13 protein-coding genes are annotated in these 12,695 nt (G+C 74.8%); 3 read left to right on the top strand and 10 right to left on the bottom strand.

Annotated elements, in window-relative coordinates; all coding sequences use genetic code 11:
* Positions 1 to 35: 35 nt before the first annotated feature.
* From AW27_RS07865 to AW27_RS07830, 8 genes are all read right to left on the bottom strand, one after another.
* On the bottom strand, positions 36 to 341 hold the full coding sequence (locus AW27_RS07865; RefSeq protein ID WP_037929667.1) for an SHOCT domain-containing protein: 306 nt from the start codon (positions 339 to 341) through the stop codon (positions 36 to 38).
* Positions 342 to 463: 122 nt separating this feature from the next.
* A complete protein-coding gene (locus tag AW27_RS07860) occupies positions 464 to 898 on the bottom strand; it encodes a DUF6325 family protein (RefSeq protein ID WP_172671424.1) in 435 nt (144 codons plus the stop codon).
* A 304-nt stretch (positions 899 to 1,202) separates the two neighbouring features.
* Positions 1,203 to 2,201 (bottom strand): pyridoxal-phosphate dependent enzyme, encoded by a 999-nt coding sequence (locus AW27_RS07855; RefSeq protein ID WP_037929664.1) that lies wholly within the window; start codon positions 2,199 to 2,201, stop codon positions 1,203 to 1,205.
* On the bottom strand, positions 2,122 to 3,231 hold the full coding sequence (locus AW27_RS07850; protein ID WP_037929971.1) for a GHMP family kinase ATP-binding protein: 1,110 nt from the start codon (positions 3,229 to 3,231) through the stop codon (positions 2,122 to 2,124). The genes AW27_RS07855 and AW27_RS07850 overlap by 80 nt, the downstream gene beginning before the upstream one ends.
* Positions 3,228 to 4,121 (bottom strand): Rossmann-like domain-containing protein, encoded by an 894-nt coding sequence (locus tag AW27_RS07845; RefSeq protein ID WP_078557130.1) that lies wholly within the window; start codon positions 4,119 to 4,121, stop codon positions 3,228 to 3,230. Before AW27_RS07845 ends, AW27_RS07850 begins: the two co-directional genes overlap by 4 nt.
* Positions 4,118 to 4,930 (bottom strand): ABC transporter ATP-binding protein, encoded by an 813-nt coding sequence (locus AW27_RS07840; RefSeq protein ID WP_037929661.1) that lies wholly within the window; start codon positions 4,928 to 4,930, stop codon positions 4,118 to 4,120. Before AW27_RS07840 ends, AW27_RS07845 begins: the two co-directional genes overlap by 4 nt.
* On the bottom strand, positions 4,927 to 6,090 hold the full coding sequence (locus AW27_RS07835) for a FecCD family ABC transporter permease (protein WP_078557127.1): 1,164 nt from the start codon (positions 6,088 to 6,090) through the stop codon (positions 4,927 to 4,929). Before AW27_RS07835 ends, AW27_RS07840 begins: the two co-directional genes overlap by 4 nt.
* Positions 6,080 to 7,111 (bottom strand): ABC transporter substrate-binding protein, encoded by a 1,032-nt coding sequence (locus AW27_RS07830; RefSeq protein WP_037929658.1) that lies wholly within the window; start codon positions 7,109 to 7,111, stop codon positions 6,080 to 6,082. Before AW27_RS07830 ends, AW27_RS07835 begins: the two co-directional genes overlap by 11 nt.
* 116 nt (positions 7,112 to 7,227) lie before the next feature.
* On the opposite strand from AW27_RS07830, the gene AW27_RS07825 reads away from it, so the two are divergent.
* Positions 7,228 to 8,490 (top strand): MFS transporter, encoded by a 1,263-nt coding sequence (locus tag AW27_RS07825; RefSeq protein WP_037929962.1) that lies wholly within the window; start codon positions 7,228 to 7,230, stop codon positions 8,488 to 8,490.
* Positions 8,491 to 8,508: 18 nt separating this feature from the next.
* Here the strand turns inward: AW27_RS07825 and AW27_RS07820 are convergent, their stop codons facing one another.
* Positions 8,509 to 9,294, bottom strand: a complete 786-nt coding sequence (locus AW27_RS07820) for a VOC family protein (RefSeq protein WP_037929655.1) — start codon at positions 9,292 to 9,294, stop codon at positions 8,509 to 8,511.
* Positions 9,295 to 9,469: 175 nt separating this feature from the next.
* Here AW27_RS07820 and AW27_RS07815 point away from each other — a divergent pair, with 175 nt between their 5' ends.
* Entirely contained in the window at positions 9,470 to 10,315 is an 846-nt protein-coding gene (locus AW27_RS07815; protein WP_037929959.1) for a sulfurtransferase, read from the top strand.
* A gap of 37 nt (positions 10,316 to 10,352) precedes the next feature.
* Here the strand turns inward: AW27_RS07815 and sepH are convergent, their stop codons facing one another.
* The gene (sepH, locus tag AW27_RS07810; protein WP_037929652.1) at positions 10,353 to 11,378 is read right to left on the bottom strand and encodes a septation protein SepH; all 1,026 of its coding nucleotides are present in this window, start codon (positions 11,376 to 11,378) and stop codon (positions 10,353 to 10,355) included.
* 528 nt (positions 11,379 to 11,906) lie between these two features.
* Here sepH and AW27_RS07805 point away from each other — a divergent pair.
* Positions 11,907 to 12,692 (top strand): hypothetical protein, encoded by a 786-nt coding sequence (locus AW27_RS07805; protein WP_037929956.1) that lies wholly within the window; start codon positions 11,907 to 11,909, stop codon positions 12,690 to 12,692.
* Positions 12,693 to 12,695 lie beyond the last annotated feature (3 nt).

Genomic DNA, 12,695 nt, shown 5'->3' with positions numbered 1-12,695 from the left:
TCATCCCTTCCCGTCCCCCGCCACCGAGCGGCCGGTCAGCCGGCGAGGAGCCTGGCCTTCTGCTGGGCGAACTCCTCCTCGGTCAGCAGCCCCTGGGCCTTCAACTCGCCCAGCTTCTGCAGTTGGTCGAGCTTGCTGCTCATGTCGTCGCCGGGGGGCGGCGGAGGGGGAGGAGCGGCCTGGGCCGGTTGCGGCGGGGGCGGCGGCGCCGCGGCCTGCTGCTGTTCGTACTCCTGCTGGGACCAGCGGCCCGCCTGCCGCCGCGATACGCGGTTGGAGACCGCGGTGGCCGTCCCGGCCACGACGGCGGTGCGGGCGACTCCACGAAGAAGTCCGGGCATGGGGCGTCATCTCCCAGGTTGCCGAAGGGCGGACGGCCGCAACGCGCGTCCGGTCCGCAGGTCGTCATGTGCCGCGGGACGGGGAGTCGGGACTGCTGCCGCCCGCGGCCCGCGGTCCGCGCTCACGCCTCCATGGCGTCGAGCGAGGCCAGCAGCGCCTGGACGGGAATCCTGCCGCCGGCCACCAACTGCGCGCCGCCGCGCCGCAGGGCGCGGGCGAACGGCGCCGCCCAGACGTTCTCGTACACCAGGATGCCGGCCGAGCTGCCCGCTTCCAGAGCGGCACCGGCCTCGTCGATGTCGTCCTGGCCCAGCAGGCCGGAGGCCGCGCCCTCGAAGACGGAGAGGTCCATCTCACCGCCGCCGGCGTCCTTCAGTTCCAGTGCGACGACCGAACCGTCAGCATCCTTGCGGACGAAGACCAGGTCGAGGATGCGGATGATGTTGCGTTCCACCAGATCGACGAGCAGGGGGAAGCCCTCACCGGTCATCCTGTTGCCGGGGAACTCGACGATCAGGTAGTCGACGGGCCCCATCGTTTCGATGTCGTCGCTCATCACGGCTCCTCACGTGCTGTCCGGTGGGGGGTGACCGGCCGTGGGCCGCCGCCTGTTTCCGTGCGGCGCATTCCCCGCCGCACGGTGCAGGGGCAGCACTCCAGCTCATTGCAGCACCCTCGGAGCGCCTTCGCACCTTCGGACTGTCGCCGCCAGGCTCCGTGGACGGCGTACGGACGCCGTGTGCGGGCCCCGGTCTTCCCGCTCCACCCGGCCTGGATGGAGCGGGAAGACCGGGGCCGGCGCACCACCATCGGCTCCGGACCGCACGCCCCGGGAAGCGGGTCCGCAGCCCGCCGCATCCCTACGCGGGGGCGTCCGCCCGGTTCCAGTCCATCCGGGACCAGGGCAGGGCCAGTTCCTCCCGGCGGGTGACCTGGCGGGGAGCCAGCGAGCCGATGGGGACGGCCTCGCGGTGCCGCGCGTACACGGTGTCCACGTAGCGGTGACCGGTGTCGGCGGCGACGAAGAGGACCGTGCGACCGGGCGAGCGGTCGCGCTCCCAGCGGGCGGCGAGGTAGCCGGCCCCGCTGGACAGCCCGGCGAACACCGCGTGCCGGCGCAGCAGGTCGACGCCGCCGGCGAGGGCGGCGTCGAACGAGATCCAGTGGAGCGCGTCGTAGGACGCATGGCGGACGTTGCCGAAGGGGATGGAGCTGCCGATGCCCGCGATGATGATCTCAGGGTCGGCGACGTGCTCCGCACCGAAGGTGACGCTGCCGAAGGGCTGTACGCCGACCAGCTCGGTACCGGGCGCCTCCTCGCGCAGGTAGTGGGCGAGGGCTCCGGTCGAGGCCCCCGAGCCGACCCCGCCGACGACGGTGAGTTCCGCACCGCGCGCCGACCGGCGGATCAGGTCGGCCACGGCCCGGTAGCCCAGGTAGTGGACGTCGTCGTGGTACTGCCGCATCCAGTGGTGGCTGGGGTGTTCGGCGAGGATCTCGTGTACGCGCTCGACGCGCCGTTTCTGGTCCAGTTTCAGGTCGCTGCAGGGCTCCATCTGCTCCAGGGTCGCGCCGAGGACGGCGAGTTGGGTGCGCAGGGTGCGGTCGACCGTCGTCGAGCCGACGATGTGGCAGCGCATGCCGTGCCGGTGGCAGGCCAGCGCGAGGGCGTACGCGTAGATCCCGCTGGAGCTGTCCAGCAGGGTGTCGCCGGGCCGCACCGCTCCCGTGTCGAGGAGGTGGCGGACCGCGGCGAGGGCGGAGACCACCTTCATGGTCTCAAAGCGCAGGCAGACGAGCCGGTCGTCGAGGCGTATCAGGTCCGGTCGGCCGATGGCCTCCGCGATGTGCTGGTCCACTCGGGGACTCCTTGGTCGTCGGGACGTTCGGAAGGTCTGGCCGGTCCGCCCGGTCCGCCCGGCCTGGCGGGGCGGAGCAGCCGGGAGGGGCCGGGAAGGTCGTGAACGTGCGGGTGACGGGGATGCCTTCGCTCTCCAGGGCCCGCACGCAGCCGCGGATCCGGTGGCGCAGCCCCGGGGCGGCCGCATCCAGCAGCAGCCCGGCGACCGCGCCGCTGTGCGCGATCTGGACCCCTACGGCCTCCAGCCGCCCGGCGATGCCGACGAGTGCGTCGAACTCCGGGTGGCGCAGGAGCCGTTGCCCGCGCCGGGCGCTCGCCGTCGCCACCCGGCCGAGCAGGGCGGCGTCGCCGGTGGCCACGGCCCGCCGCAGCAGCACCCGCAGCCGCTCGAAGGCGCGTACGTCGTGGTCGTCGAGCGCCCGGGCCGGGAGCGAGAGGGTGTCCACGGGCGCGCCCCCGCCGAGCGCGCAGCCCACGACCACGAGGGGCGGCAGGCGGTGACCGAGCACCTCCAGCACCCGCCCCTCGCGCTGGGCGAACAGCACCGGGCGGGTGTCGAGCATCAGGGGGTCGCAGGCCAGCTCGGCGCGGACCGCGAGCCGGGCGACGGCGGCGGCCGGCAGCCGCATCCCGTAGGAGTCCGCCACCGCGCGGACCGCCGCGATGACGTCGCTGGTGGAACTGCCCATGCCCAGCCCCACCGGGATGTCTCCGGAGAGCCGCAGCTCCCCGCCACAGGGCGGCTCGCCGCACCGCCGGGAGCACTCCTCGACGGCCAGGGCCGCCGCGCGCGCGGCCTTCGTACGGTCGCCGGGCCGCACGCCCAGCCGCTCCGGCGGGGTGCCGGGCCGCCGGGTGAACGCGGCCCGGCTCCCCGGGCCGCCCATGGGCAGGGTGACCAGGCCGGCGCAGCGGCGCCCGGCGGCGTCGAGGAAGACGCCCTGGAGGATCTCGCCGTGGTGGCAGGGCGCGTGCCCGGCTCCGTGGCGGTCGGCGGCGGGGGAGTCGCGGCGGGTCGCCGGGATCACGCCGGGGCCGCCGTCCGGTAGCGGTACAGCGTGGTCGGGTCGGCGCTGAACTGGGAGAAGGGGAACGGCTCGGCGGACAGGGCGGTCACCCCGGCACCGAGGAAGGCACGGGCCACGGCGCTGCCGCTCTGGGCGTAGACGACGAGCGGGATTCCACGGGTGCGGCAGCGGTCCAGGATGACGTCGAAGGAGCCGTTGCTCAGGGTCATGCCGGTGGCGACGACGGCGTCGGCGCGCTCCAGGACCTCGTGCATGTCGCTGGTGACCGGGTCGCCCCACTGGGTGGTCCTGAGGTTGAAGTCGCAGGGCAGCGGTTCGCCGCCGCGCTCGCGGATCGCCGCGATCAGCGGGTTCACCACGCCGATGAGGCCGACCGCGGCGCCGCGGTCGATGTCCAGCAGCCCGGCGATCGCCGCGTCGCGGGCCAGCGCGCGCACCTCGGGGGTGCCGGCGGGCAGGGTGACCGCCTCCGCGCCGGAGTCGCGGTGCGGGCGCCGCCCGGCCAGGTAGGCGTCGAGCGCGGCGATCCGCAGCGGGTGCGGCGCCTCGCGCAGCAGGACGTCGAGCGGAGCGCCGGAGGCGTCGTGGCAGACCGCCGGGTCGATTTCGCCGGCCTCGAAGGCGCAGCCGCCGAAGGAGCCGCCGAGGCGGACCAGGACGTACTGATTGAGGTAGGTGGTGTCGCCGCCGGCCAGCCGGGTTCCGTGGTGGATCCAGAACACGCTGGTCGCCACCAGTCCGCCGGGCTGCGGGCCGTGTTCGCCGGCCAGCACGGCCTCGATCAGGGCGTCGACGGAGGCCGCCGGTGCGGCTGCGGGCCCGGGAGCGGGGGTCCTCAGGGGGCGGGGCTCGGGCCGGGGCTGGGGCTGGGGTCGCGTCGGTGTCGTCATCGGGTTCCTTGTCGGAGAGCGGACGGGGAGGCGGGAGCGGTGCCCCGGAGGGGACCGCGGTAGGTGACCGACGGCCTGCCCAGGGCGTCGGTGCGGAGTTCGGCGTCCACCTCGAAGACCCGGGCGAGGTTCTCGGAGGTCAGGACGGTGTCGGGGGCGCCGGAGGCGACCAGCGCGCCGTCGTGTACGAGCAGCAGCCGGTCGCAGTGGCGGGCGGCCAGAGTCAGGTCGTGCAGGGCGACGAGGACCGTCTGGTCGGTGGCGGCGAGCAGCTCCATCAGTTCCAACTGATGTTTCACGTCGAGGTGGTTGGTGGGTTCGTCGAGGAGCAGTGCATAGGGCTGCTGGGCGAAGGCGCGGGCGATGTGGGCCCGTTGACGCTCGCCGCCGGACAGGTTCCGCCAGGGGCGCCCGGCGAGCGCGCCGAGTCCGACGCGGTCGAGCGCGGCGGCGACCACGGCCCGGTCGTGCGCGTCCGGGCCGCGCCAGCGGTCGCGGAAGGGGGTCCGGCCCAGCCCGACGACGTCGGCGACGCGCAGGTCGGTGTCGAGGCCGGAGTCCTGGGCGACGAAGGCGACCCGGCGGGCGATCGCCCGGGGGCCGAGGTCCCCCACGGGCACGCCGTCGTAGCGGACCGTGCCCGCGTCCGGCACCCGCAGCCCGGCCAGGCAGCGCAGCAGCGAGGACTTGCCCGAGCCGTTGGCGCCGAGCAGCCCCACGGTCTCCCCTGGTGCGATGTCCAGTCCGATCCCGCGGACGACGGGAGTGCCCGACACCGACCAGCTCAGCCCCTCGGCGCTGATCCTCACAGCTCCCCCCTCCGGCGCAGGACGAGCAGGAACAGCGGGACGCCGATGAGCGCGGTGATCACACCGACGGGCACCTCCCGGGGGGCGAAGGCCACCCGCGCCAGGGCGTCGGTCCACACCAGGAACACCGCGCCCGCGAGCGCCGCATGCGGCAGCAGCGCCCGGTGCAGCGGTCCGGCCAGGAAACGCACCCCGTGCGGCACGATCAGCCCCACGAAACCGATGGCGCCGACGGTGGCCACCGCGACCGAGGTGAGCGCGGCCGTCACCACGAGCAGCAGCATCCGGGTGCGCCGTACGCCGATCCCCAGGGAGGCGGCGGTGTCCGCGCCGAAGGCGAGCCCGTCGAGGGCGTTCGCGCACAGCCAGGCTGCGGCCAGCCCCAGGGGCGTGACGATCGCGCAGACCAGCACGGCGTCCCAGCGGGCCGGGGCCAGCGAGCCCAGCAGCCAGTGGGTGACGGCGCGGGTGGTGTCGGCGTCGGCCGAGGCCATCAGGGCGAGCGAGGTCAGCGCGGTGAAGAGCTGGCCGACGACCACGCCGGTCAGCACGATGCGGACCGAGTCCAGCCCGGTGCGGCGCAGCAGGAGCAGCAGGCCCGCGAAGGCGAGCAGCGCCCCGGCGAGCGCGCCGCCGGTGATCCCGAGGGTGCCCGCGCCCGCACCGAGGACGACCACGGCGACCGCGCCTGCTCCGGCACCCGAGGAGACCCCGAGCAGGTACGGGTCGGCGAGCGCGTTGCGCGTGACCGCCTGGAGCACCGTGCCGCAGACCGCCAGCGAGGCACCGACCAGGGCCGCCATCAGGACCCGCGGCAGCCGCAGGTCCCACACGAGCGAGTCCAGCAGCGGCGGCAGCGCCTCGACGTCCAGCCCGAGCCGCGACCCGAGCACCCGGGCCAGGTCGGTCCACCCCACCTCGGCGGTGCCGACACGGGTGGCGGCCGCCACCGAGACGGCCAGGACGAGGGCCGAGGCGAGGAGCGGTCCGGCCCGCGCGGGTCCGCGGGGGGACGCCGCGGGCGCCGGGGCCGGCGCGGTGACGGCCGCCCCCGGCGTGCGGGCCGAGGGGTGCAGCAGGTCGGCGCACGCGCCCGTCGACAGGCCCTTCGCCACAGCCGGTCCCGCCGGTCCGGCCCGGCCGGCCACGTCAGCGGGCATATCCGAGGTCCTTCATCGCGCCCGCCAGCAGGCCCAGCGTGTGCACGGAGCGCACGGAGGGGTCCAGCTCGATGCCGGGCACCTCGACGATCCGGTTGCCGCGCACCGCCGCCAGCCGGGACACCACCGGGTCCTCCGCCATCGCCCTGCGCTTCTCCGCGGCGCTGTCACCGGGCCGGCCGCGTTCGGACAGGTCGCCGATCACGATGAAGTCCGGGTCGCGCCTGGCGACTTCCTCCCAGGACACCTCAGGCCAGTCCTCCTCCACGTCGTCGAAGGCGTTCTTCGCGCCGACGATCCGGCTCATCTCGCTGGGCAGTCCGGTCCGCCCGGCGACGTACGGCATGCCGTTGAAGACCGAGTAGAGGTAGACGACGGTGGGTTGCTTCCCGGCCCCGGCCCCGGCCCCGGCCGCGCTCCGGCCGGCCTCGGCGACGGCGGCCCGCTGTTCCCGGGCGAGGGCGGCGGCCCGTTCCTCGGCGCCGAAGATCCGGCCCAGCGCCTCGTAGTCGGAGAAGAGCAGTTCGAAGGGGGACTTCCCGGGCTCGTTGTGCTGGGGGCAGTCCACGGCGCTGACGAAGGCGGGGACCTTCAGCGCCGCCAGCTCCTCCCGGGTGCCCGCCCGGTCCTTCGTATAGAGGTCGGTGGAGCCGGCCACGACGAAATCCGGTGTGGCGGCACGCAGTTGCTCACCCGTCGCGATCTTGGGGGCGATGACCGGGACCTTCGCGTACGCGTCCCGGTACTGCGCGGGGATCTTCGTCTTGAGATTGGCGGTTCCGGCCATCCGGTCGTGGAGGCCCAGTTCCAGCAGGGTCTCGGTGGAGGACTGGTCCAGGGCGACGGTGCGCTTCGGGGGGCCGTCGAAGGACAGCCGTCCGCCGCAACTGGTGACGGTGGTAGGGGCGGAGGGCGTGCCCTCCGCCCTGCGGTCCGTGCCGCCGCCGGCCGAGCAGCCGGCGGCGGCCGCGGATGCGAGAACGAGGGTCAGGGCGAGGCCGGTTCGGGTGCGATGGCGCATGGGTCCTCCGTCAGGCGGCGTGGATGGGGGCAGGGGCGTGCACCGGGCGGGAGTGCCGCGTCCACAGAGTACTGTAATGGTTATCGTTTTCATTAATGGATGAGGAGCACCACATCGTGGCGACCACACCTGCCCCCACGGAGCCCAGGAGCCGTCCACAGCAGACGCGTTCCGTCCTGCGCGACGTCGCCTTCCTGCGCCTGTGGGCTGGCACCACCGCCTCCGGGCTCGCGACCTGGGCCCTGCCCTTCGTACTGGGCCTCGCGGTCCTGGAGCGCGAACTGGGCGCGGCCGGCCTCGGCCTCGTCCTCGCGGCGCGCACCGCCGGCTTCCTCGCCGCCGTGGCCGTCGGCGGGGTGCTGGCCGACCGCCACTCCCGGCGGGCCGTCGTCCTGTGGTCGGCCCTGGCCGCCGCGGCCGCCGCGCCCCTCCTCGCCGCCGGACTGGGGCGCTCCCTGCTGCTGATGACCGCGGCCGCAGCCCTGGCCGGCGCCGGGCAGGGAGCCTGCCGCCCCGCCTTCCAGGCACTCACGGCCGAGGTCGTCGACGCCGGCCGCAGGCAGCAGGCCAACGCCGCGACGACCCTGGCCGTGCGCGCCTCCACACTGGCCGGGCCGGCCCTGACCGCGCTGCTCGCGGCCTTCACCGATGTCGCGACCCTGCTGCTCGGCATCGGCCTGCTCTGGCTGGTCGCCGCGCTCCTGCCGGGCCGGGGGTCCGCGTCCGGCGCCCCGGACGCGGACCGGCCGCAGCGCGCCTCGCTGCGCGCCGAGTTCGTCGACGGCATACGCGAGGCCCGCCGCCACCCCTGGTTCCTCGCGGGACTCGCAGGCCTGGTCGCCGTGATCGCGCTCGGCTACTCCGCCACCAGCGTCGCCCTGCCCCTGATCAGCCGTGACCGCTACGGCACCGAGTGGGTGCTGGCCGCCGCCATGACCGCCTACACGGTCGGCGCGCTCGGCGGGGCCCTGGTCACCGCCCGCTTCCGGCCGCGCTCCCAGGGCTGGGCCGCCTTCGCGGGCCTGGCCGCCTACGGCTTCGCGCCGCTGAGCCTGGTGCTCCCGGTCCACCCGGGCGTGGTCGTCGGCGCCTACGCGGTCGCCGGGATCGGCATCGAGCTGTTCAACGTGCCCTGGTTCACCGCCACCCAGCGCGAAGTCGCCCCGGACAAGCTCGCCCGGGTCTCCTCGCTGGACTTCCTCGTGTCCTACGGCCTGGCCCCGGTGGGCCTGGCGCTCATCGCCCCGGCCATCGAGGTCTTCGGGGCGACCCCGGTCCTCGGCGTCTGCGCCGCGGCCTGCTTCCTGGTCCCCGCGGCGGCTGCACTGGTGCCCACCGCACGGCACTTCGGGCGGCCGCCGGCACGGCCCGCCGGCTGACTCCCGCAGCGGCGGCGCTCAGGGCCGCGAGCGTACGAGGGCGAAGACCGCCCCCTCCGGGTCCGTGACCGTGGCCTGCCGCCCGCGCATGCCCTCCCGGGGCGGCTCGACGACGCGCCCGCCGAGCTCCTCGACCCGGCTCGCGGCCGCGTCGGTGTCCGCCACCTCGAAATAGGCCAGCCAGTGCGGCCCCCGGTCGTGCGGCAGCGAACGGCCCACGCCGTGCACGGCGGCGACGGGCCGGCCCGCCAGGTTCAGGGTGAGGTGGTCGAAGTCGTCCGAGGCGGTGACGTGGGTCTGCGCCTCGTGGCCGAAGACGTGCTCGTAGAACTTGCCGACCGTCGAGGTGTCCTGGGTGATCAGCTCGTGCCAGACGGGGGTACCCGGCCCGCCGTGCGGCCGGGCGCCCAGGTGGTCCTGCGCCTGCCACAGCCCGAAGACCGCCCCCAGCGGGTCCGAGCAGATGGCCACCCGCCCCGCGATGCCGGCGTCCAGCGGCCCCACCGCGACCGTGCCGCCGCAGGCCCGGACGGATTCGGCGCTGGCGTCCGCGTCGTCCGTGGCCAGGTACGTGGTCCACGCCGTCGGAAGATGGCCGTCCGGCGGCATCTCGCCGATCCCGGCCACTTCGTGTCCGTCCAGCACGGCACGGACGTACGGCCCGAGCTGCTCGGGCCCGGGCACGTACTCCCATCCGAACAGGTCGGCGTAGAAGTCCTCGGTGCTCCCGAGGCCGTGCACCATGAGACTCACCCAGCACGGGGTGCCGGGGGTGCGCCGGGTCGCTTCCGCTGCCTCGGTCATGTCTGCCGTCTCCTCCGTCGTGCCGTCACCGGTGCTGATGGTTCCACTCCGGCGGACCCGGCGCTCCCCGACCGCGCCGCATTCCGGTGGTCCGGAACGGAGTTGACCGGAACCGGGTGCCCCGCTGATGACGGTCCTGTGACGCCGGTGCCGGGCGGGGAGGAAGATGGCCGCCATGAGTGCGAAGACTGCGATCCTTTCCGTTGCCGAACTGAGGAACGAGCTGGCGGGTGCCCGGCCGCCGGTCCTGCTGGACGTCCGCTGGCAGCTCGGCGGCCCCGACCAGCGGCCCGCGTACGAGGCCGGGCACCTGCCGGGCGCCGCGTACGTCGACCTCGACCGTGAACTGGCAGGTCCGGCCGGGGCGGGAGGGCGCCACCCGCTCCCGGACGCGGAGGCCTTCGGCGCGGCGATGCGCAGGGCCGGGGTCTGCGCGGACGTGCCTGTGGTCGTGTACGACGGCGGGCAGGGCTGGGCGGCGGCCCGCGCGTGGTGGCTTTTGCGCTGGACGGGTCACCCGAACGTGCGAGTCCTGGACGGGGGCCTGGCCGCGTGGACGGCGGCGGGAGGCGGGCTCACCGCCGAACGGGTGATTCCGGACGAGGGCGATTTCAAGCCAACCCCCGGATTGCTCGGGCTGCTCGACGCCGACGCGGCGGCGGAGCGGGCGCGCGAAGGCGTGCTCCTGGACGCCCGTGCGGGGGAGAGGTACCGCGGCGAGGTCGAGCCGATCGACCCGGTGGGCGGGCACATCCCCGGCGCGCTGTCGGCCCCGACCACCGAGAACGTGGGTCCCGACGGCCGCTTCCTGCCGGCGGACGCGCTGCGGGCCCGGTTCGAGGCGCTCGGGGCCTCCGAAGGGACCGCGGTGGGCGTGTACTGCGGATCGGGGGTCTCCGGAGCCCATGAAGTGCTCGCCCTGGAGGTGGCCGGCATCGAGTCCGACCTCTATGCGGGCAGCTGGTCGCACTGGTGCACGGACCCGGCCCGCCCGGTCGCCACGGGTCCGGACCCCAGCTAGCCGGGCCGGGGCCGGGTGCCACCCGGCCCCGGGGGGGCTACTCCTGCTTCTTGCGCCGGGTGCCGAAGACGATCTCGTCCCAGCTCGGCACCGCCGCACGGCGCCCGGGCCGGACCCCGTCGGCCTCGGCCTGCCGGTCGGTGGTGCCCGTCAGTCGGTCGCGGTGGCCCGCCACCGTACGGGGCATCAGGACGTCGGCGTACGCGGCGCCCGCGCCCGCCGAGGCGGCCGGGGCCGGCGGCTCCTCTGCCTCGGCTTCCGTGTCCGTCGGATCGGGGCGTTCCGGCACGACCATGTCGCCGCGGAAGCTCGGTACCGCCTCCAGCAGGCTGGTCAGCGTGTCCCGCTCCTCCTCCGGCTCCGGGACGGGCGTCGGCCGGGGCTCGACCCGCTCCAGCTGCCGGTCCAGGGTGCGATCCAGCGGCCGGTCGCGCGGCAGGCGCGCGATCCTCGGGACGAACGGGAAGCTCGGCTCCGGCGCGGCCGGCAGGTCCTCCGACTCGCCGATGAGCGAGCGGGCCTCGTCGTCCACGGCCACGACCAGCCGGCGCGGCGGGTCGTAGGTCCAGCTCGCCGAATGCGGCTCGCCGACGACCCGGTAGACCAGGAGGACTTCCCAGGTGCCGTCGTCGCGGCGCCAGGAGTCCCACTGGACGGAGTCCTTCTCGGCCCCACGCAGGGTCAGGCGCTCCTGCACGGCTTCGCCGAGCTGCGGCCCGGTGTTCTCGCCGGGGCGGCGCACCGGGGTCTTGCGGGCGCGCTCGGCCATGAAGGCGCGTTCGGCGAGCACCGGGCCCTCGAAGCGGCGCACGCGGTCGACGGGGATGCCGGCGAGCTGGGCGACCTCCTCCGCGGTGGCACCGGCTCGTATCCGGGCCTGGATGTCACGGGGGCGGAGGTGGCTCTCGACCTCGATCTCGATCTGGTTCAGGCGTGCGCGGTCGTTGCGTACGGCAGCTCGAAGCCGCTCATCGATCGGAAGCGTGTACTCCGTGCTGTCCGCAGCCTTGAGCACCAGTCGTGTGCCGTCATTGGAGACGGCCACGACACGCAGTTCGGGCATGGGGACCTCCCGGGTGGTGCCTGCCGACGTCACGTGCGTCGCTGCTTCCGCTAGTCGAGTGTGGCCTGCCCGGGTGCAGCCTGCCACAACCTTGCCGAGTTAAACCGGCGTGTCGGGCATGCGCCCTTGATCGCCGTTATGGCACGGTTACCTGTTGGGCACGCACAGTGACCACATGGTTACCGTGCGCAGCAGGGCCCGTGCAATGTCGCGACATCACCGGTCTTCGAGTGCCGCTTTCCGTCAGCCGGCCCCCTCTCCCGGATCCGGACAACCGAAAGGAAGGACAGACCCAGGGCTCGCCACAGTACTCCATTCGGGCCACCTGGGGAGACCGCCGCGCCGCCGAACTTTCCCCGGGCGGCGCGTGTTCGGCTGCCCGCTGTCGGTTCCCACCAGCGGTCGTCATCCGGGCGCGGGTGTCCTGCTTCACAGAATCACCCGAAACGGAACTATCCCCTTCGCTCAGCTGTCAGTAACTGCTGAAAGAGCAGAAGACACGAGAGGTCGGGCACACAGGGGATGGCGATGGGTCAGAAGACGACGGGTGGCGCCGGGACCGAACCGGCGGGAAGGAAACTCGACCTGAGCGTGGCCCAGGTCGCCGGATCCTCCCTCGCCACCGTCGCGGCCGCCCTGCTCGCGTCCACGATGGGCGTCTACGGAACCATCCTCGGCGCCGGGGTGGTCAGCGTCGTCGCCACCGCCGGCGGACCCGTCATCCAGCACCTCTTCCGGCGTACCGGCGACCAGCTGCGCGGCAGCACCCGGCCGAAGACCCGTCAGGTACCGCCGCCCCGCGGGCAGGAGGGGGCGGCGGACCCCGGGGCGGCGGACGCCGGGGCGGCGGAGGAGTTCGGGCGGCCCACCGTGCACGGCACCCGGATGCGCGGATGGAAGCGCACCGCGGTGGCCTCCGGCGCGGCCTTCGCCGTCGCCATCGGCGGCCTCGGCACCTACGAGGCGATGGCAGGCACCTCCGTCAGCAGCGACGGCGGCACCCTCTTCTCCGGCGGAACCCGCAAGGCCGGCGAGGAGCGCCCCGCCCCGTCCCGACGCGGTCCGGCCGGTGGGGAGGACGAGCGGGGGAGCGGCGCCGACACCCCCGGCCCGGGCGGCTCCCCGAACCCCTCCCGTCCGGGCGGGAGCCGCAGCCCGAGCGTGGACCCCGGGCCGTCGCGCTCCGGCGAGCCGGCGCCCGGCCCGTCGGTGCCGACGCACGGACCGGCGCCCACCCCGACGCCGTCGGCACCGGACCCGGTGCCGACCCCGGGCGCCGAGGGCAGCACGCCGCCGTCACCGAGCGCCTCCTGACCC

Source organism: Streptomyces sp. PCS3-D2 (assembly GCF_000612545.2).
GTDB lineage: Bacteria > Actinomycetota > Actinomycetes > Streptomycetales > Streptomycetaceae > Streptomyces.
The sequence above is the reverse complement of the archived record's forward strand: the minus strand, read 5'-3'. Positions and strand labels throughout refer to the sequence as shown.

Excerpts from the sequence above, each read along its gene's own strand:
- AW27_RS07865 (WP_037929667.1), bottom strand. The coding sequence starts at position 341 with ATGCCCGGACTTCTTCGTGGAGTCGCCCGCACCGCCGTCGTGGCCGGG.
- AW27_RS07860 (WP_172671424.1), bottom strand. The coding sequence starts at position 898 with ATGAGCGACGACATCGAAACGATGGGGCCCGTCGACTACCTGATCGTC.
- AW27_RS07845 (WP_078557130.1), bottom strand. The coding sequence starts at position 4,121 with ATGACGACACCGACGCGACCCCAGCCCCAGCCCCGGCCCGAGCCCCGC.
- AW27_RS07835 (WP_078557127.1), bottom strand. The coding sequence starts at position 6,090 with ATGCCCGCTGACGTGGCCGGCCGGGCCGGACCGGCGGGACCGGCTGTG.
- AW27_RS07830 (WP_037929658.1), bottom strand. The coding sequence starts at position 7,111 with ATGCGCCATCGCACCCGAACCGGCCTCGCCCTGACCCTCGTTCTCGCA.
- AW27_RS07820 (WP_037929655.1), bottom strand. The coding sequence starts at position 9,294 with ATGACCGAGGCAGCGGAAGCGACCCGGCGCACCCCCGGCACCCCGTGC.
- AW27_RS07815 (WP_037929959.1), top strand. The coding sequence starts at position 9,470 with ATGAGTGCGAAGACTGCGATCCTTTCCGTTGCCGAACTGAGGAACGAG.
- sepH (WP_037929652.1), bottom strand. The coding sequence starts at position 11,378 with ATGCCCGAACTGCGTGTCGTGGCCGTCTCCAATGACGGCACACGACTG.
- AW27_RS07805 (WP_037929956.1), top strand. The coding sequence starts at position 11,907 with ATGGGTCAGAAGACGACGGGTGGCGCCGGGACCGAACCGGCGGGAAGG.